This is a genomic window from Streptomyces sp. 840.1 (assembly GCF_003751445.1).
Taxonomy (GTDB): domain Bacteria; phylum Actinomycetota; class Actinomycetes; order Streptomycetales; family Streptomycetaceae; genus Streptomyces.
In genome coordinates this window covers 2,760,857-2,777,103 of the sequence record NZ_RJUU01000001.1, presented here as the reverse complement: position 1 = coordinate 2,777,103, position 16,247 = coordinate 2,760,857, and the positions used below count along the sequence as shown (strand labels likewise).

Genomic DNA, 16,247 nt, shown 5'->3' with positions numbered 1-16,247 from the left:
CCCAGACGCTATCGCCCGGGGTCCGGCTCCGCCCCATCGGCTTCTCGGTCCGCTCCGGCGTCTTCTCCGTCCGCTTCACCGCCCGGCTGTGCGGCGTCCTCGGGAAGGGCGGGCACAACCATCCGCATCGCGTCCCGGAGAGCCTCGCGCTGCTCGGCCGACATCATGCCGAAGAACGCCACCAGCGCGGCGGCCGGGTTGTCACTCGTCGACCAGGCTTCGTTCATCAGTGCGGCCGAGTACGCGGCGCGTGTGGAGACCGCCGTATATCGATATGCGCGGCCGTCCACTTCCCGGCGCACCCAGCCCTTCTGATGGAGATTGTCCATTACCGTCATGACGGTGGTGTAGGCGATGGACCGTTCCTGCGAGAGGTCCTCAAGGACTTCCCGCACGGTTACCGGACGGTTCCATTGCCAGACCCGGGTCATCACGGCGTCTTCCAGCTCTCCCAATTGACGGGGCACAGCGTCACCCTAGTGCCAAATGTCTGGAATGGGCGGTTATTCACACAACAAAAGGGCGCACGGCTCTCTGGGAGCCGTACGCCCTTCGTACGGTGCTGCGCGCAATGCGCGCGGACCTGCCGGAGTCAGACCGCTTCGGTCCGCGGGGCCTGGTGGGCCGACTCGGCGCGGCTGATCGCCGCGTCCACGGCCGCGTCCTCCTTGGCCTTGTTGGGGCCGCCCTGGCTCTTGACGATCGTCACGACCAGGCCGATGAAGAAGGCTGCCATCACCACGGGGGGCACGAGCGCGGATACGTAGTCCATGGCATCCAGACTAGCGAGCCGGGTACGGAGTTCCGCGCGCCCCCTACCCCGCGGCGCGCTGCTGCGGCGGCGGCACCGGGCGGCGGCGCGGCGGGAAGACCTCCGAGGGCTTCGGCGCCGGGCGGTCGGACGGCGCCGCCGGGCGGGCCGGGGCCGCCGGGACCTTCGGCTTGTCCGGCTCGGCCGCGCGGCCACCGGGCAGCGCGAGCAGCCGACTGCGGGGCGCGGGGGCCGCAGCGGACACGGCGCGTCCGGAGAGCCGGGCCCGCACCGACCGTTCCGCGAGCACCTGGCAGCGCTCCAGGAGCGCCGCGGCGACCGGCCCGCCGCGCAGGGCGCGCAGCGCGGCCAGATCCTCGGGGCGGGGGTCGTACCCGGCGGCCAGGGCGTCCTGGAGGAGCTCCAGATAGCCGCTGAGGGAGCCGGGGAGTGCGTTTCGGTAGCGGGCGAGGTCGGCGAGGAGGAAGGCGCGGAGCCGTCCCGCCTCGCTCACCGTCTCGTCCACGGAGCCCGCTAGCCGCAGGCAGTCCTGGACATCCTCGTCGGGCAGGGGCGCGGGGTGGAGGGCGATGGCGAGGGCACGTCGGAGCACTCGCAGCTCGTCCGCGCTGAACGCCATACCGCCGCGTGATCCGTAGGGCGTGGGCATGACGCGACAATACGTGCTAAATGGACAAAATCCGTTTAACTGGCCGTGGGGCGGCGCGGCGGCCGGAGAGCCGCCGCGCGGGGAACCCGCCGGTCACAGCGGACTCCCTAGAGGCGCGACACGTTGCGCTCGTACACCAGGCGCAGGCCGATGAGGGTGAGCCAGGGCTCGTGCTCGTCGATGACCGAGGACTCGCCCAGCACCATCGGAGCAAGGCCGCCCGTCGCGATGACGGTGACGTCGTCGGGGTCGGCCGCCAGTTCCTTCTTCATCCGGCCGACGACCCCGTCGACCTGGCCGGCGAAGCCGTAGATGATGCCCGCCTGCATGGCCTCGACGGTGTTCTTGCCGATCACGCTGCGCGGCCTGGCCAGCTCGATCTTGCGGAGCTGGGCACCCTTGACGCCGAGCGCCTCGACCGAGATCTCGATGCCGGGCGCGATGACGCCGCCGGTGTACTCGCCCCGAGCCGAGACCGCGTCGAAAGTGGTGGCCGTGCCGAAGTCGACGACGATCGCCGGGCCGCCGTACAGGTCGACGGCGGCGACCGCGTTGATGATGCGGTCCGCGCCGACCTCCTTCGGGTTGTCCATCAGGATCGGCACGCCGGTCTTGATGCCGGGCTCGACGAGGACGGCGGGGACGTCGCCGTAGTAGCGGCGGGTCACCTCGCGCAGCTCGTGCAGGACGGCCGGGACGGTGGAGCAGATCGCGATGCCCTCGATCCCGTCACCCAGCTCCATGCCCAGCAGCGGGTGCATGCCCATCAGGCCCTGCAGCAGGACCGCCAGTTCGTCCGCCGTGCGGCGGGCGTCCGTGGAGATCCGCCAGTGCTCGACGATCTCCTCGCCGTCGAACAGGCCGAGGACGGTGTGGGTGTTTCCGACGTCGATGGTGAGCAGCATCAGGCGCCGGCCCCGTCGGTGTCGCGGAAGTCCAGGCCGATGTCGAGGATCGGCGAGGAGTGGGTGAGCGCGCCGACGGCCAGGTAGTCCACCCCGGCCTCGGCGTAGGCGCGGGCGGAGTCCAGCGTCAGCCGGCCGGAGGACTCCAGGACCGCGCGGCCGCCCACCAACGCGACGGCCTCGGCCGTCTGCGAGGGGGTGAAGTTGTCCAGCAGGATCAGATCGGCGCCCGCCTCCAGCACCTCGGTGACCTGCTGCATCGTGTCGACCTCGACCTCGATCGCAAGGTCCGGGAACTCGTCCCTGACCCGCTTGAAGGCCTCGGCCACCCCGCCCGCCGCGATGACGTGGTTGTCCTTGACGAGCGCGGCGTCGGACAGCGACATGCGGTGGTTGACCCCGCCGCCGCAGCGCACCGCGTACTTCTCCAGGGCGCGCAGGCCGGGCGTCGTCTTGCGGGTGTCGCGGACCTTGGCCTTCGTGCCTTCCAGGACGTCGGCCCAGGCGCGGGTGGCGGTGGCGATGCCGGAGAGCCGGCAGAGCAGGTTGAGCGCGCCGCGTTCGCCGGTGAGCAGGTCACGGGTGCGGGTGGTGACGGTCAGCAGCTTCTGGCCGGGGACGACGCGGTCGCCGTCCAGCACGTGCCGCTCGACCTCGAACGCGGAGGTGCAGACGATCGACAGGACGGCCTCGGCCACGTGCAGACCGGACACCACGCCCGCCTCGCGCGCGGTGAAGTCACCGGTGGCCACGGCGTCCGCGGGAACGGTGGCCACCGTCGTGACGTCCACCCCGCCGTCGAGGTCCTCCGCGATGGCGACGTGCGCGACGTCCTCGACCTGGACCGGGTCCAGACCGGCGTCCGCGAGGATCTGGGCGAGCGACGGGTCGAGGCCGCACTCCAGGCCGTCCGGGTCGTAACCGTCCTCCCCGCCGCAGCCGCAGCCGTCGCCGCAGCCGCCGGCGGCAGGTGCGGGCGCGCCGATCTGGATCAGCGGTACGTCCACGGGTGTGGGGCGCGGATTCTCTTCGGGCGTGCTCACGGTTACGGCTCCTCGGGAGTGGGGTGGGTGGGGCTTGCTGCTGCGCAGTCTGCTGCCCCGGACGCGCGTACGGGGCCGAACGCCTCGGTATCCGTCCGACGGAGGACCAGCGCCGCGGGGGGCAGGGGGCGCGACGGGGCGGCCGTCCCCGCACGCGGCGCCGGCTGCCGGCCGGGGGCGAGCCGGACGACGAGGTGGCGGCGCCAGTTCTCGTCGTCGCGCTCGGGCCGGTCCTCGCGCCAGTGGCAGCCCCGGGTCTCCTCGCGCTGCCGGGCGGCGGCGACCAGGACGCGGGAGACCAGGAGCAGGTTGGTGACCTCCCAGGCCTCGACGCCGGGCACCGCGAGCTTCGGCTCGGCCGCGCCGGCCTTCAGGACAGCGCTGCGGTGCAGGTCCTCCAGCTCGTCGGCGGCGGTGGCGAGGGTGCCGGCGGAACGCAGCACTCCGGCTCCGCGGGTCATGATGCGCTGGATCGTGCCCCGCGCCTCCGGGTCGAGCAGCGGCGAGGAGGCCGAGTGCGCGGCGACGGTCTCCGCGTCGAGCGGCGGCGAGCTCACCGGGGGCGCGGCGGCACTCCCGTCGCCCGCGCGGGGGCCGTCCCCGACGATGTCCGCCGCGATGCGCTCGGCGAACACGAGGCCTTCGAGGAGCGAGTTGGAGGCCAGCCGGTTGGCGCCGTGCACCCCGGTGCAGGCGACCTCGCCGCAGGCGTACAGGCCGGGCACCGTCGTACGGCCGCTCAGGTCGGTGCGGATGCCGCCGGAGGCGTAGTGCGCGGCCGGGGCGACCGGGATCGGCTCCTGGACCGGGTCGATGCCGTTGGCCCGGCAGGCCGCCAGGATGGTGGGGAAGCGCTGCTCCCACATCTCGGCGCCGAAGTGCCGGGCGTCGAGGTACATGTGCTCGGTGCCGTGCAGCTGCATCTGGCGGGTGATCGCCTTGGCGACGATGTCGCGCGGGGCGAGCTCGGCCATCTCGTGCTGCCCGAGCATGAAGCGCGTGCCGGAGGCGTCGACGAGATGGGCGCCCTCGCCCCGTACCGCCTCCGACACCAGGGGCTGCTGGCCCTCGGCGCCGGTGCCGAGGAAGAGCACGGTGGGGTGGAACTGGACGAATTCGAGGTCCGAGACCTCCGCGCCCGCCCGCAGCGCGAGCGCCACGCCGTCACCCGTGGAGACCGAGGGGTTGGTGGTGGCGGAGAAGACCTGGCCCATGCCCCCGGTGGCGAGGACCACCGCGGGGGCGTGGACCGCGCCGACGCCGTCGTGCTGGCCCTCGCCCATGACATGCAGGGTGACGCCCGCCGTGCGGCCTTCGGCATCGGTGAGGAGGTCGAGCACGAGGGCGTTCTCGACGGTGTGCAGGGCGGCCTCGCGGACCGCCTCGACCAGGGTGCGGGAGATCTCCGCGCCGGTCGCGTCGCCGCCCGCATGGGCGATGCGGCGGCGGTGGTGGCCGCCCTCGCGGGTCAGCGCGATGGCGCCCTCGGCCGTGGTGTCGAAGTGGGCGCCGGTGCCGATCAGCCGCCGCACCGCGCCGGGGCCCTCGGTCACCAGGGTGCGTACCGCGTCCTCGTCGCACAGGCCGGCGCCCGCGACCAGGGTGTCGTCCAGGTGCTGCTCGGGGGTGTCGCCCTCGCCGAGGGCCGCCGCGATGCCGCCCTGGGCCCAGCGGGTCGAGCCGTCGTCGAGCCGGGCCTTGGTGACGACGACGGTGGCGAGGCCGGCGGCGGCGCAGCGCAGGGCGGTGGTGAGCCCGGCCACGCCGGAGCCGACCACCACGACATCGGCGTCGATGGACCAGCCAGGGGCGGGGGCGGGCAGCCGTATTCCGGTCACGTGGTGGCTCCGAAGGTCAGCGGGATGTTGTCGATGAGGCGGGTGGTGCCGACCCGGGCGGCGACGGCGAGTACCGCGTCGCCCGCCGTGTGGTCGTCGGGGATCTCGGTGAAGTCGGCCGGGTCCACCAGCGCCACGTAGTCCAGCGCGAGCGGGGGCTGTCCGGCCGCCGCGTCGTCCAGGACCGAGCGGGCGGCGGCGCGCACCGCGGCGGGTCCGCCGTCCGGCCTGGCGCGGGCGACCGCCTGCGCGTCGGCGGCCAGCCGGGCCTCGCCGAGCCGGTTGAGCCCGGCGGCCCGGTCCTCGTTGGAGCCGCCGGCCAGCGCGCGGGCGTGCAGCGCCTGCTGGGCGGCGAGCCGGTCGCGGGCGGCGAACAGGGCCCGGGACAGGGCGAGGGCGGTGTGCCGCTCGTGCGCGTCGAGGAAGCGGTTGCGGCTGGAGAGCGCGAGGCCGTCGGCGTCGCGGGCCGTCTCGACCCCCACGATCTCCACGGGGAAGTTCAGATCGCGCACCATGCGGCGGATCAGGGCCAGTTGCTGGGCGTCCTTCTGCCCGAAGAACGCGAGGTCCGGGCGGGTGAGGTGGAGCAGCTTGGCGACGACGGTGAGCATCCCGTCGAAGTGCCCGGGGCGCGAGGCTCCTTCGAGGCGCTCGCCCATCGGGCCGGCCGAGATCCGGACCTGCGGTTCCCCGCCCGGGTAGACCTCGTCGGCGGACGGGGCGAAGACGGCGTCGCCGCCGGCCGCGCCCGCGAGGGCGAGATCGGCGTCGAGGGTGCGGGGGTAGCGGTCGAGGTCGGCCGCCTCCCCGAACTGGAGCGGGTTGACGAACACGGTGACGACGACCTGGCCGGCCGGGCCGACGAGCGCGCGGGCGGCGCGGATCAGCGAGGCGTGGCCCTCGTGCAGGGCGCCCATCGTCATCACGACGGCACGCTCGGCCCGGGGCGCGCCCGGCGCTCCGGGGGCGTACGCCTCCAGTTCGGCGGCGGTGGCGAGGAGGGTGGCGGTGGGGTCGGTCATCGGGGCTCCTCCGGTCCGGTGCCGCCGGTGCGGCCCCCGCCGGTGCGGCCCCCGTCGGTGCGGCCGCCGTCGGCCAGGACGCCGAGGAGGTCCTCGGCCAGTGCCGGCTTGAGCATGCCGTGGGCAAGGGCGCGGTCGGCGGTGGCGCGGGCCATCGCGACGTATCCGGCCACCGCCTGCGGGGCGTGGGCGCGCAGCTCACCGATGTGCGCGGCGACGGTGCCGGCGTCGCCCCGGGCGACCGGGCCGGTCAGCGCGGCGTCACCGGAGCGCAGGGCGTTGTCGAGCGCGGCGCCGAGCAGCGGGCCGAGCATCCGGTCGGGGGCGGCGACCCCGGCCGTGCGCAGCAGCTCCATCGACTGGGCGACGAGCGTGACCAGGTGGTTCGCGCCGAGGGCGAGAGCCGCGTGGTAGAGCGGGCGGGACTCCTCGGCGATCCACTCGGGTTCGCCGCCCATCTCGATGACCAGTGCCTCGGCCGCGAGCCTGAGCTGTTCGGGGGCAGTGACGCCGAAGGAGCAGCCGGCCAGCCGCTGGACGTCCACGGAGGTGCCGGTGAACGTCATCGCCGGGTGCAGGGCGAGCGGCAGGGCGCCGGCCCGCAGAGCGGGGTCCAGCACCTTGGTGCCGTAGCGGCCCGAGGTGTGCACGATCAGCTGTCCGGGCCGGACCGCGCCGGTCTCGGCCAGGCCCTCGACGAGGCCGGGCAGCGCGTCGTCGGGGACGGTCAGCAGGACGAGCTCGGCGCGCGCCAGGACCTCGGCGGGCGTCACGAGGGGGACGTCGGGGAGCAGGGCGGCGGCGCGGCGCACCGAGGCGTCGGAGACGCCCGAGACGGCGACCGGGCGGTGTCCCGCGAGCCGCAGGGCCGAGGCCAGCGCGGGGCCGACCCGGCCGGCTCCGACGACGCCGACGGTGAGGCGGGCGGGGCGGTCCCTCGCGTCGAGGGGTTCCTTGGGGGCTGTTGCATTCACTCGGCAGTGGCCTTCCGTTCCAGTCCGCGGGGGGTACCGGACGATTTCTCTGCATGCTACGCCAGCGTTTCGTCCGGCTCCCGGCTGTCCACAGGCTGTGGGAAACCCCGTGCCCCGAAGGTGTCGGCCGGGCCCCGGAGAGGCGCTCGGATATCCCGTGGAGGGGGGTCCGGTTCTGCGTGATGATCGTCCCATGGCAGATACGAACGAGCAGGCCCGCGACGACGCGGCGGACGAGACGCCCGGCCCCGGCCCGGACGGGGCGCGGGACGCGGACGACTACCCGCGCGGACGCCGGATCGCCGCCTGGCAGCAGGCCGAGCGGACCCTGTGGCGGGCCCCGATGGACCGCTCGCTCGGTGAGCAGCTGGCCGCGCTGACCGCCGACGCCGACAGGCTCACCGACCTCGGGCAGCCCGCGGACGTCTACGGCGGCGGCGTGGTCGCCGAGCTGGAGCAGCGGATCGCCGGGGTGCTCGGCAAGGAGGCGGTCGCGTTCTTCCCGACCGGGACGATGGCGCAGCAGGCGGCGCTGCGCTCCTGGGCCGGGCGCACCGGCAGTCCGACGGTGGCGCTGCATCCGCTCGCCCACCCCGAGATGTACGAGCGGGGCGCGCTGTCGGTGGTGAGCGGGCTGCGTACCGTCCACCCGACGTCCGAGCCCCGGCTGCCCACGGCGGACGAGGTCCGTGACTTCGAGGAGCCGTTCGGCACCCTGATGCTGGAGCTGCCGCTGCGCGACGCGGGCTTCGTCCTGCCCACCTGGGAGGAGCTGGAGGCGGTGGTGGCGGCCGCGCGCGAGCGCGATGCGGTGGTCCACTTCGACGGGGCGCGGCTGTGGGAGTGCGTGACGCACTTCGGCCGGGAGCTGCCGGAGATCACCGCGCTCGCGGACAGCGTGTACGTGTCCTTCTACAAGACCCTCGGCGGGATATCGGGCGCCGCGCTCGCCGGTTCCGCCTCGCTGATCGAGGAGGCCCGCGCCTGGCGCCACCGGTACGGCGGCCAGCTCTTCCAGCAGTTCCCGGCGGCGCTCTCCGCCCTGAGCGGCCTGGAGCGGGAACTGCCGAAGCTGCCGTCGTACGTGGCGCACGCGCGGCTGGTGGCCGGGGCGCTGGCCGAGGGGCTCGCGGAGGCCGGCGCCGGCTGGTTCCGGGTGCATCCGCAGCCGCCGCACACCCACCAGTTCCAGGTGTGGCTGCCGTACGCGCCCGAGGTCCTGACCCAGGCGTCGGTGCGGCTGGCGGAGGAGACGGGCACGGCGCTCTTCCGCATGTGGACGCCGGCCGGTGCCGGACCGCCCGGGATCTCCTGCACCGAGGTCACGGTGACCGAATCCGGGCTGGAGTGGACGGCCGCCGACGTGAAGACGGCCCTGGCCGGGTTCCTGGAGCGGGTGGCCGAACAGGAGCGGCTCGCCGGGCAGCGGTGAGGCGCGGGCCCCGATTGACGCCGGCCGTCAATCGGGGCCCGGCCCGCCCCGCTCACCCCGCACCATGGACGGGTGAGCGTGAGCATCGACATCACGGGGCTCGACCCCGACCGCATCGTCTTCGAGACCTCCCCCCTCGCGGAGCTGGGGCTCGCCCTGCACGCGCTCTCCGAGCCGGGGCACCACCCGGGGCTGCACGGCTGGGCGACGGCCACCACGACGGCGCTGGAGCCGGACCTGGCGGACCGGCTGCACGAGGCGGACTTCCTGTGGCGGAACACCTTCTCGGACATCTTCATGCCGTTCGCGGGGGTCCGCGGCGGCGACGGCAAGACGGGCGCCGGCCTCGCGGAGGACCTGGACATCCTCGACCGGCTGGACGACGAGCGCTTCGTGGCCGCGGCCCTGGAGTTCACCTGCGCCACCCAGTACGGGACCGGCGCGCCCTCGCCCCTGGTCGACGCCGGGATGCGCGGCCGGGCCCTGGACATGGCGGCGACGCGCGGCCCGCAGCAGGTGGAGTTCGCCCAGCGGCTGCTGGCCGGTCCCGCCTCCGTACGCCGCTGGATCCGGCGCCTCTTCGAGGACTGCGACCAGGCGTTCTTCGCGGACACCTGGCGGCGGACGCGGGTCCAGCTGGTGGCCGACGCCCGGCACAAGACCGATCTGCTGCGCCACAAGGGGATCGGTGAGGCCCTGGGCGCGGTGTCCACCGCGGTGTCACTGGACGCGTCCGGGAACCGGATCGGCATCGACAAGCTGACCGAGGGCTCGACCGACGCCACCGATCCCGCCGTCGGCCCCGGGATCACCCTCATCCCGACCAGCCTCGGCTGGCCGCATCTGACGGTGCTGCACGCGCCGGGCTGGCGCCCGGTGATCCACTACCCCGTGCACCGGCCCGAGCTGCCGTCCCCCGCCTCCGTCGAGCTGCTCCAGCTGCGGATGGAGGCGCTGGCCCACCCGATGCGGATGCGGCTGTGCCGCAACATCGCCCGCTCCCCGTACACGACGGGCGAGCTGGCGGACACCAACGGCATCACCTCCCCCGAGGTCTCCCGCCACCTCACGGTGCTCAAGAAGGCCGGCCTGATCACGACCCGGCGCCGCGGCCGGTACGTCCTGCACCAGCTGGACCTGACCGTCGTGGCGCGGCTCGGCAGCGACTTCCTCGAAGGCATCCTGCGCTGAGCGGCGGGCGCCGGGCGCTCAGCCCGTGCCGCCACCGCCGCCCGCCCGCACCAGTCCGGTCTCGTAGGCGAGGACGACGACCTGGACCCGGTCGCGCAGGGCCAGCTTGGTCAGGATGCGGCCGACGTGCGTCTTGACGGTGGCCTCGGAGAGCACCAGCCGGGCGGCGATCTCGCCGTTCGACAGGCCCTGCGCCACCAGCAGCATCACCTCGCGCTCCCGTTCGGTGAGCTTGGCGATGTCCTTGTGGCGCGGCTCCGCCCTGCCGCTCGGCAGCATCGGCGAGAAGCGGTCGAGCAGCCGGCGGGTGGTGGACGGGGCGACGACCGCGTCGCCGCTGTGCACGGAACGGATCGCGGCGAGCAGTTCGCCCGGCGGCACGTCCTTGAGCATGAAGCCGCTGGCCCCGGCCTTCAGCCCGGAGAACGCGTACTCGTCGAGGTCGAACGTGGTCAGGATGAGGACCTTGGGCGCGTCCGGCTGTGCGCAGATCCGGCGGGTCGCCTCGACGCCGTCCAGCCTGGGCATCCGCACGTCCATCAGTACGACGTCGACCGCGGTGGCCCGCAGGTTCTCGATCGCCTCGATGCCGTCGCCGGCCTCGGCGACGACCTCCATGTCCGGCTGCGCGGCCAGCACCATCCGGAAGCCGGTGCGCAGCAGCATCTGATCGTCGACGAGCATCACGCGGATCGCCATGGGGTCCCTGTCTCCTGTTTCGTTCTGCGGTCGGCCGTCCGTGGGTTGCGCGGAGCGGGTCAGCTGGCCGGTTTGAGCGGCAGCAGCGCGCTGATCCGGAATCCGCCGCCGGGGCGCGGTCCGGCGTCCAGCGTGCCGCCGACCATGCCGACCCGCTCGCGCATGCCGATCATCCCGTGGCCCGCACCGTCGGCGCCGCCGTCCTCGTACAGTTCGTGCGCGGCCCCCCGGCCGTCGTCCTCCACCAGCAGGCCGAGTCCGTCGTCGAAGTAGACCAGCCGCACGCTGGCCCCGGCGTTCGGGCCGCCGTGCTTGCGGGTGTTGGTCAGCGCCTCCTGCACGATGCGGTACGCGGTCAGCTCGACACCGCTGGGCAGCGGGCGCGGGGTGCCCTCGATCTTGAAGTCGACGGCCAGACCGGACTGGACGACCTGGTCGACCAGCTCCTCGATCTGCTCGACGTCGGGCTGCGGGACGTACTCACCGCTCTCCGGCACGTCGCCGGTGCGCAGCACACCGAGCAGCCGGCGCATCTCCGCGAGAGCCTGCCGGCCGGTGCTGGAGATCGTCTCCAGCGCCTGCCGGGCCTGGTCGGGTGCCGCGTCCATCACATAGGCGGCGCCGTCGGCCTGCACCACCATCACCGAGACGTTGTGCGCGACGACGTCGTGGAGCTCACGGGCGATACGGGCCCGCTCGGCGGCCACCGCGACCTTCGACTGCGCCTCGCGCTCCCGCTCCAGCCGGGCGGCGCGCTCCTCCAGCTGGTCGAAGTAGGCCCGCCTGGTCCGCATCGAGTCGCCCAGCACCCAGGCCAGCACGAAGGGCACCGTCATCACGACGACGATGAACAGCTTCTGCGCCCAGCTGCCCGGGTCCTGGTTGGGCCAGCGGAGCTGGGAGAGGCCCGCCGCGCACAGACTGCAGGTCAGGGCGAGCCGGGAGGCCCAGCGCTCGCCGACCGTGGCCACGGTGAACGTGATCACCAGCATCGCGAAGTTCGCCGTGGTCGGTCTGACCCCGAAGACCAGCTGGACGACGCCCATGGCGATCGCGAGCAGCAGCATCTTCTCGGGCGCGCGGCGGCGCAGTGCGACGACGATGCTCAGACCGATGACGACCGGCACCACGGCGAAGCGCTCACCGCCTCCGCGCCCGGCACCGCCCACCACAATGGTCATGCCGGAGATCCCGAGGAGGAAGACAGCCCAGAAGCTGTCGACGCCCGTCGGGTGTCTGCGGATGAAATCGTAGAGGCGCTGCACGTGACCCAGCGTAGGGACAGCCGACAGGTGTGTGGGTCAGCCAAAGGGCCGATCCGGGTCCGCAGACCGTACTCCCCAAGGTGGAGACTTGGATATGTGACGGATGACTGGCGCGGTTGGCAGGAGGCGGCCGAGGCCGCTTTGTACGGGAACGAGGGGTTCTACCGGAGCCCCGAGGGGCCGGCGGGTCATTTCCGTACCTCGGTGCACGCCTCCGCGCTGTTCGCGACGGCCGTGGCCCGGCTGTTGGTCAGGACGGCGGACGGGCTCGGGACCGGTCCGGTGGACCTGGTGGATCTGGGGGCGGGGCGCGGAGAGCTGTTGACGGGGGTGCTCGCGGCGCTGCCGGCGCAGGGCGGCGGCGGTCTCTCGGTACGGGCGTACGCCGTGGAGCTGGCCGCGCGCCCCGCAGGTCTGGACCCCCGCGTGCAGTGGTGCGCGGAGCCGCCGCAGGGCGTGCGCGGGCTGCTGTTCGCCAACGAGTGGCTGGACAACGTGCCGACGCCGGTCGCCGAGACGGATCAGGACGGCGTACGCCGCTACGTCCAGGTGCGGACCTCGGACGGCGCGGAGCGGCTGGGCGAACCGGTGAGCGGGGCCGACGCCCGGTGGCTGGAGCGCTGGTGGCCGCCGGCCGGGCCGGGCAGCCGGGCGGAGATCGGCCGCCCGCGCGACGAGGCGTGGGCGCGTGCGGTGGCCACGCTGTCCGCCGGGCTCGCGGTGGCGGTGGACTACACGCACGTACGGGAGGCCCGGCCGCTCTTCGGCACGCTGACCGGCTTCCGGGCGGGGCGCGAGGTGCGGCCCGTGCCGGACGGCAGCTGCGACCTCACCTCGCACGTGGCGCTGGACGCGTGCGCGGCGGCGGGCGGCCCGGCCGCGGAGCTCGGCACCCAGCGCGAGGCGCTGCACGGGCTGGGCATCAGCGGGGAGCGCCCGCCGCTGTCCCTGGCGTCGGGCGACCCGGCCGGATACGTACGGGCGCTGGCCGGGGCGGGTGAGGCGGCGGAGCTGACCGCGCGGGGCGGCCTGGGCGACTTCGGCTGGCTGACGCAACGCGTGGCCCCGGGCACGCTGCCCCCGGACCCCCGCTCCTCCATCGCCGCAGGGGCCTGAGTCAGGCAATACTGTCCCCCATGACGGAGACCACGGTCGGCATCGGCGGCGCGGCGGAAAGCACCGACATGGTGCTCAACATCGGCCCGCAGCACCCCTCGACACACGGCGTGCTCCGACTGCGGATCGTCCTGGACGGCGAACGCATCCAGCACGCCGAACCCGTCATCGGCTATATGCACCGGGGCGCGGAGAAGCTCTTCGAGGCCCGCGACTACCGGCAGATCGTGATGCTCGCCAACCGCCACGACTGGCTGTCGGCGTTCTCCAACGAGCTGGGTGTCGTGATGGCCGTCGAGCGGATGCTCGGCATGGAGGTCCCGGAGCGCGCGGTCTGGACCCGCACCCTGCTGGCCGAGCTGAACCGGGTGCTCAACCACCTGATGTTCCTCGGCTCCTACCCGCTGGAACTCGGCGGGATCACCCCGGTGTTCTACGCGTTCCGGGAGCGCGAGGAGCTGCAGGCCGTGATGGAGGAGGTCTCCGGCGGCCGGATGCACTACATGTTCAACCGGGTCGGCGGCCTCAAGGAGGACCTCCCGGCGGGCTGGCTCGGCCGGGCCCGGGACGCCGTCGCCTCGGTCAGGTCCCGGATGGACGTCTACGACAAGCTGGTGCTCGGCAACGAGATCTTCCGGGGCCGCACCCGCGGGGTGGGCGTGCTGTCGGCCGGGGCCGTGCACGCGTACGGGGTGTCCGGGCCGATCGCCCGCGCCTCGGGCGTCGACTTCGATCTGCGGCGCGACGAGCCCTACCTCGCCTACGGGGAGCTCCAGGACACCCTGAAGGTCGTCACGCGCGACGAGGGCGACTGCCTGGCCCGGTTCGAATGCCTGCTGGACCAGACGCACAACGCCCTGGACCTCGCGGACGCCTGCCTGGACCGGATGGCGGACCTGGCGCCCGGCCCGATCAACCAGCGGCTGCCCAAGGTGCTCAAGGCGCCCGAGGGCCACACCTACGCCTGGACTGAGAACCCGCTGGGCGTCAACGGCTACTACCTGGTGTCCAAGGGCGAGAAGACCCCGTACCGGCTCAAGCTCCGCTCGGCGTCGTTCAACAACATCCAGGCGCTCACCGAGCTGCTGCCGGGCACCCTGGTCGCGGACATGGTGGCGATCCTGGGCTCGCTGTTCTTCGTCGTCGGGGACATCGACAAGTAGCCCGCCCGGCAGACGGCAGTTGAAGACAGGCCCCAGGGCCTGTCCTAGGAGATCGCGCTGCGCAGCTCCGCGACGTCCAGCTGCTCGGTCTCGTCGTGCGCGGTCAGGTCGATGACCTTGCCGACGGCCCGGTTCTCGGCCGCTCCGGTGCGGTGCGCGGCGAGGGCCTCCTCGCCCACCACGTCGGCGAGGTCCTCGTTCTGCACGGACTCGATCGCGGCGTGCGCCTTCTGCGTACCGAAGAAGTCGAAGCTGCCCTGCGGCACCAGGTGGCGGCGGGCCGCGGCGTACGGGACGACCGCGCCGGCGGCGGGGACGGCGCGCTGGGCGGGCAGTGCCTGCTGGGCCGGCCGGGGCGGGGCGGGCAGGGCGGGGGCGGGGCGGCGGTGCTGCCCGTCGCCCGTCGGGGCGCCGGTGTGCGCGGCCGCCGCGTGCCTGCCCTGCTGCTCCTGCGCCTCCCGGGCGCGCTCCGCGAGATCGCGCTTCCTGGCCTGCTCGGCGGTGCGCCGCGCCTCCTGGAGCGCGCCGTTGCGCGAGAGGTCCTCCAGCGCCTGGGCGGCGCGCAGGTATCCGGCCGGGGTCGGGGTGCTGCGCGCGGCGGGCAGTTCGCGGGGCGGGGCGGCCGCCTCCAGGGCGAGCTGCCGGCGGCTCTCCAGCACGCTGGCGCGCTCGGTTTCGGCGTTGGCGTAGCGCCGCAGCAGCGCCGCGTGCTCGCCCCGGAGCCCGGCGAGCTCGACGCGCTTGCGGCGCAGCTTCGTCTCCAGCCGGGCGCGCAGCTCGCGCGACTCGTCCAGATCGGCCTCGATCTCCGCGATGCGTTCCTCGGCCCGCCACTCGTCGCCCGCGCGGGCGCGCGTCAGCTCCGCGACGCGACGGCCCGCCTCCCGGTCCCAGCTGCGCATCAGATACGCGCCGGTGAGGGCGGCGGCCGCCGCGGCGGCGACCAGCGCGCGCAGGACCAGGGGCTCGGCGAGCAGCCAGGCTCCCGCGGCACAGAGAACCGAGGCCCCGGCCACGACCGAAGGCGGAAGGATTCTGTGCAGAGGTGGCGAATGGCGATGGCGTCCACGTGGCATGGCCTGAAATTTACCGTGCGTCCGGCCTGCTTGGGGGGCCGCCCGGCAATCTGTTCCCCGCCGGTTACCTGACGGCCCCCGAAACACCCTCCCGTGCCTCGTCTACTTCTTGATCAGACCTTTGGACTGAAGGTATTCCTTCGCCGCGTCCTCGGGCTTGGCGCGCTCGGCGTCGACCTTGCGGTTCAGTTCCGCGAGGTCCTCGGTGGTGAGTGCGTCGGTGAGCTTGCCGAGTGCCGCCGCGATGTCGTCGCCGCCGGCGTCCTTGGCATTGACGACCGGCAGAACGTTGTCCGCGTTCTGCAGCTTCTTGTCGTCCTCCAGGAAAACCAGGCCGTAGCTGTCCAGCACCGCGTCCGTGGTGGTGGACAGGACCAGCTGGTCCTTGCCGTCCTTGACGGCCTGCTTGGACTGCGGGGTGCCCACTCCCTTGGGGTCGATGCCGGTCACGTCGATGCCGTACGTCTTCTTCAGTCCGGGTGCGCAGAACGCCCGCACCTCGCACTCGTCACCCGCCGCGATCTTCACCTTGACCTTGGAGGCGCCGAGATCCGAAAGGGTCTTCAGCTTGTTCTTCGCGGCGAATTCCTTGGTGACCGCGAAGGCGTTCTGGTCGACCGCCTTGCCGGGCGGCAGGACCTTCAGTCCGCGCGGAGTGGCGAGCTTCTCCAGGGCCGTGACGGTGGCCGCCGTGTCGCCCGACGCGAGCGGCTTCTCCTCGGCCGCCTTCGCCCCGTTCACCTTGGCGTTGAGGAATTCGGTGATCGTCGCCGCGTATTCGGGTACGACGTCGATCTCGCCCTTCTCCAGGGAGGGTTCGTACAGTTCGCGGTTCTTCACCGTGGTGACCGAGGTGCTGTATCCGGCGTCGGCCAGGATCTGCGCGTACAGCTCCGCGAGCACCTTGGACTCGGTGAAGGCGGCGGCCCCGACGACGAGGGAGCCCTTCTTCCCGGAGCCGCCGCCGTCGGCCGGTCCGCTCTTGTCCTTCTCCAGGCTGTCACCGCCGCAGGCGGCGAGCGAGCCCGCCAGCAGGGCGATGCCGATGGCCGCGCCGGCTATGCGCGAGGTCTTGCTCATGTTGTTCTCCGTCCACGGCAAC

General features: G+C 73.4%; 16 protein-coding genes. 4 read left to right on the top strand and 12 right to left on the bottom strand.

What is annotated here, in order from left to right:
• Nucleotides 1-8: 8 nt before the first annotated feature.
• From EDD93_RS12730 to EDD93_RS12695, 8 genes are all read right to left on the bottom strand, one after another.
• Entirely contained in the window at nt 9-467 is a 459-nt protein-coding gene (locus EDD93_RS12730; RefSeq protein WP_123525261.1) for a BlaI/MecI/CopY family transcriptional regulator, read from the bottom strand.
• Nucleotides 468-592: 125 nt separating this feature from the next.
• Nucleotides 593-772, bottom strand: coding sequence for a hypothetical protein (locus EDD93_RS12725; protein ID WP_123460042.1), 180 nt, complete (start codon nt 770-772; stop codon nt 593-595).
• Nucleotides 773-815: 43 nt separating this feature from the next.
• Entirely contained in the window at nt 816-1,391 is a 576-nt protein-coding gene (locus EDD93_RS12720) for a hypothetical protein (protein WP_123525260.1), read from the bottom strand.
• A 137-nt stretch (nt 1,392-1,528) separates the two neighbouring features.
• A complete protein-coding gene (locus EDD93_RS12715; RefSeq protein WP_024493731.1) occupies nt 1,529-2,326 on the bottom strand; it encodes a type III pantothenate kinase in 798 nt (265 codons plus the stop codon).
• Nucleotides 2,326-3,369: a carboxylating nicotinate-nucleotide diphosphorylase gene (gene nadC, locus EDD93_RS12710; protein ID WP_123525259.1), complete on the bottom strand. Its 1,044-nt coding sequence runs from the start codon at nt 3,367-3,369 to the stop codon at nt 2,326-2,328. The genes EDD93_RS12715 and nadC overlap by 1 nt, the downstream gene beginning before the upstream one ends.
• Nucleotides 3,370-3,371: 2 nt before the next feature.
• Nucleotides 3,372-5,207, bottom strand: a complete 1,836-nt coding sequence (locus tag EDD93_RS12705) for an L-aspartate oxidase (protein WP_123525258.1) — start codon at nt 5,205-5,207, stop codon at nt 3,372-3,374.
• Nucleotides 5,204-6,229, bottom strand: coding sequence for a pantoate--beta-alanine ligase (gene panC, locus EDD93_RS12700; protein WP_123525257.1), 1,026 nt, complete (start codon nt 6,227-6,229; stop codon nt 5,204-5,206). Before panC ends, EDD93_RS12705 begins: the two co-directional genes overlap by 4 nt.
• Nucleotides 6,226-7,203 carry a Rossmann-like and DUF2520 domain-containing protein gene (locus EDD93_RS12695; RefSeq protein WP_123525256.1) on the bottom strand — a complete coding sequence of 326 codons (978 nt, stop codon included), beginning with the start codon at nt 7,201-7,203 and terminating at the stop codon, nt 6,226-6,228. Before EDD93_RS12695 ends, panC begins: the two co-directional genes overlap by 4 nt.
• 193 nt (nt 7,204-7,396) lie before the next feature.
• Here EDD93_RS12695 and EDD93_RS12690 point away from each other — a divergent pair, with 193 nt between their 5' ends.
• Both EDD93_RS12690 and EDD93_RS12685 read left to right on the top strand, forming a co-directional pair.
• Nucleotides 7,397-8,635 carry a low specificity L-threonine aldolase gene (locus EDD93_RS12690; protein ID WP_123525255.1) on the top strand — a complete coding sequence of 413 codons (1,239 nt, stop codon included), beginning with the start codon at nt 7,397-7,399 and terminating at the stop codon, nt 8,633-8,635.
• Between the two features lie 78 nt (nt 8,636-8,713).
• Nucleotides 8,714-9,826 carry a DUF5937 family protein gene (locus EDD93_RS12685; RefSeq protein WP_123525254.1) on the top strand — a complete coding sequence of 371 codons (1,113 nt, stop codon included), beginning with the start codon at nt 8,714-8,716 and terminating at the stop codon, nt 9,824-9,826.
• 18 nt (nt 9,827-9,844) lie between these two features.
• On the opposite strand, the gene EDD93_RS12680 is transcribed toward EDD93_RS12685, so the two are convergent.
• Nucleotides 9,845-10,525: a response regulator transcription factor gene (locus EDD93_RS12680; RefSeq protein ID WP_123525253.1), complete on the bottom strand. Its 681-nt coding sequence runs from the start codon at nt 10,523-10,525 to the stop codon at nt 9,845-9,847.
• 59 nt (nt 10,526-10,584) lie between these two features.
• Entirely contained in the window at nt 10,585-11,790 is a 1,206-nt protein-coding gene (locus tag EDD93_RS12675) for a sensor histidine kinase (protein WP_123525252.1), read from the bottom strand.
• A 96-nt stretch (nt 11,791-11,886) separates the two neighbouring features.
• On the opposite strand from EDD93_RS12675, the gene EDD93_RS12670 reads away from it, so the two are divergent.
• On the top strand, nt 11,887-12,906 hold the full coding sequence (locus tag EDD93_RS12670; RefSeq protein WP_123525251.1) for an SAM-dependent methyltransferase: 1,020 nt from the start codon (nt 11,887-11,889) through the stop codon (nt 12,904-12,906).
• A gap of 20 nt (nt 12,907-12,926) precedes the next feature.
• Nucleotides 12,927-14,069, top strand: coding sequence for an NADH-quinone oxidoreductase subunit D (locus EDD93_RS12665; RefSeq protein WP_123525250.1), 1,143 nt, complete (start codon nt 12,927-12,929; stop codon nt 14,067-14,069).
• Between the two features lie 44 nt (nt 14,070-14,113).
• On the opposite strand, the gene EDD93_RS12660 is transcribed toward EDD93_RS12665, so the two are convergent.
• Together EDD93_RS12660 and EDD93_RS12655 are read right to left on the bottom strand one after the other, a co-directional pair.
• On the bottom strand, nt 14,114-15,145 hold the full coding sequence (locus tag EDD93_RS12660; RefSeq protein WP_185092295.1) for a hypothetical protein: 1,032 nt from the start codon (nt 15,143-15,145) through the stop codon (nt 14,114-14,116).
• Nucleotides 15,146-15,247: 102 nt separating this feature from the next.
• The gene (locus tag EDD93_RS12655) at nt 15,248-16,225 is read right to left on the bottom strand and encodes an ABC transporter substrate-binding protein (protein WP_123525249.1); all 978 of its coding nucleotides are present in this window, start codon (nt 16,223-16,225) and stop codon (nt 15,248-15,250) included.
• Nucleotides 16,226-16,247: the final 22 nt, after the last annotated feature.

Bases quoted from the DNA above. Each gene is read 5' to 3' on its own strand.
- EDD93_RS12665 (WP_123525250.1), top strand. From the start codon at position 12,927: ATGACGGAGACCACGGTCGGCATCGGCGGCGCGGCGGAAAGCACCGAC.
- EDD93_RS12715 (WP_024493731.1), bottom strand. From the start codon at position 2,326: ATGCTGCTCACCATCGACGTCGGAAACACCCACACCGTCCTCGGCCTG.
- EDD93_RS12690 (WP_123525255.1), top strand. From the start codon at position 7,397: ATGGCAGATACGAACGAGCAGGCCCGCGACGACGCGGCGGACGAGACG.
- EDD93_RS12660 (WP_185092295.1), bottom strand. From the start codon at position 15,145: ATGCCACGTGGACGCCATCGCCATTCGCCACCTCTGCACAGAATCCTT.
- EDD93_RS12655 (WP_123525249.1), bottom strand. From the start codon at position 16,225: ATGAGCAAGACCTCGCGCATAGCCGGCGCGGCCATCGGCATCGCCCTG.
- EDD93_RS12680 (WP_123525253.1), bottom strand. From the start codon at position 10,525: ATGGCGATCCGCGTGATGCTCGTCGACGATCAGATGCTGCTGCGCACC.
- panC (WP_123525257.1), bottom strand. From the start codon at position 6,229: ATGACCGACCCCACCGCCACCCTCCTCGCCACCGCCGCCGAACTGGAG.
- EDD93_RS12725 (WP_123460042.1), bottom strand. From the start codon at position 772: ATGGACTACGTATCCGCGCTCGTGCCCCCCGTGGTGATGGCAGCCTTC.
- EDD93_RS12720 (WP_123525260.1), bottom strand. From the start codon at position 1,391: ATGGCGTTCAGCGCGGACGAGCTGCGAGTGCTCCGACGTGCCCTCGCC.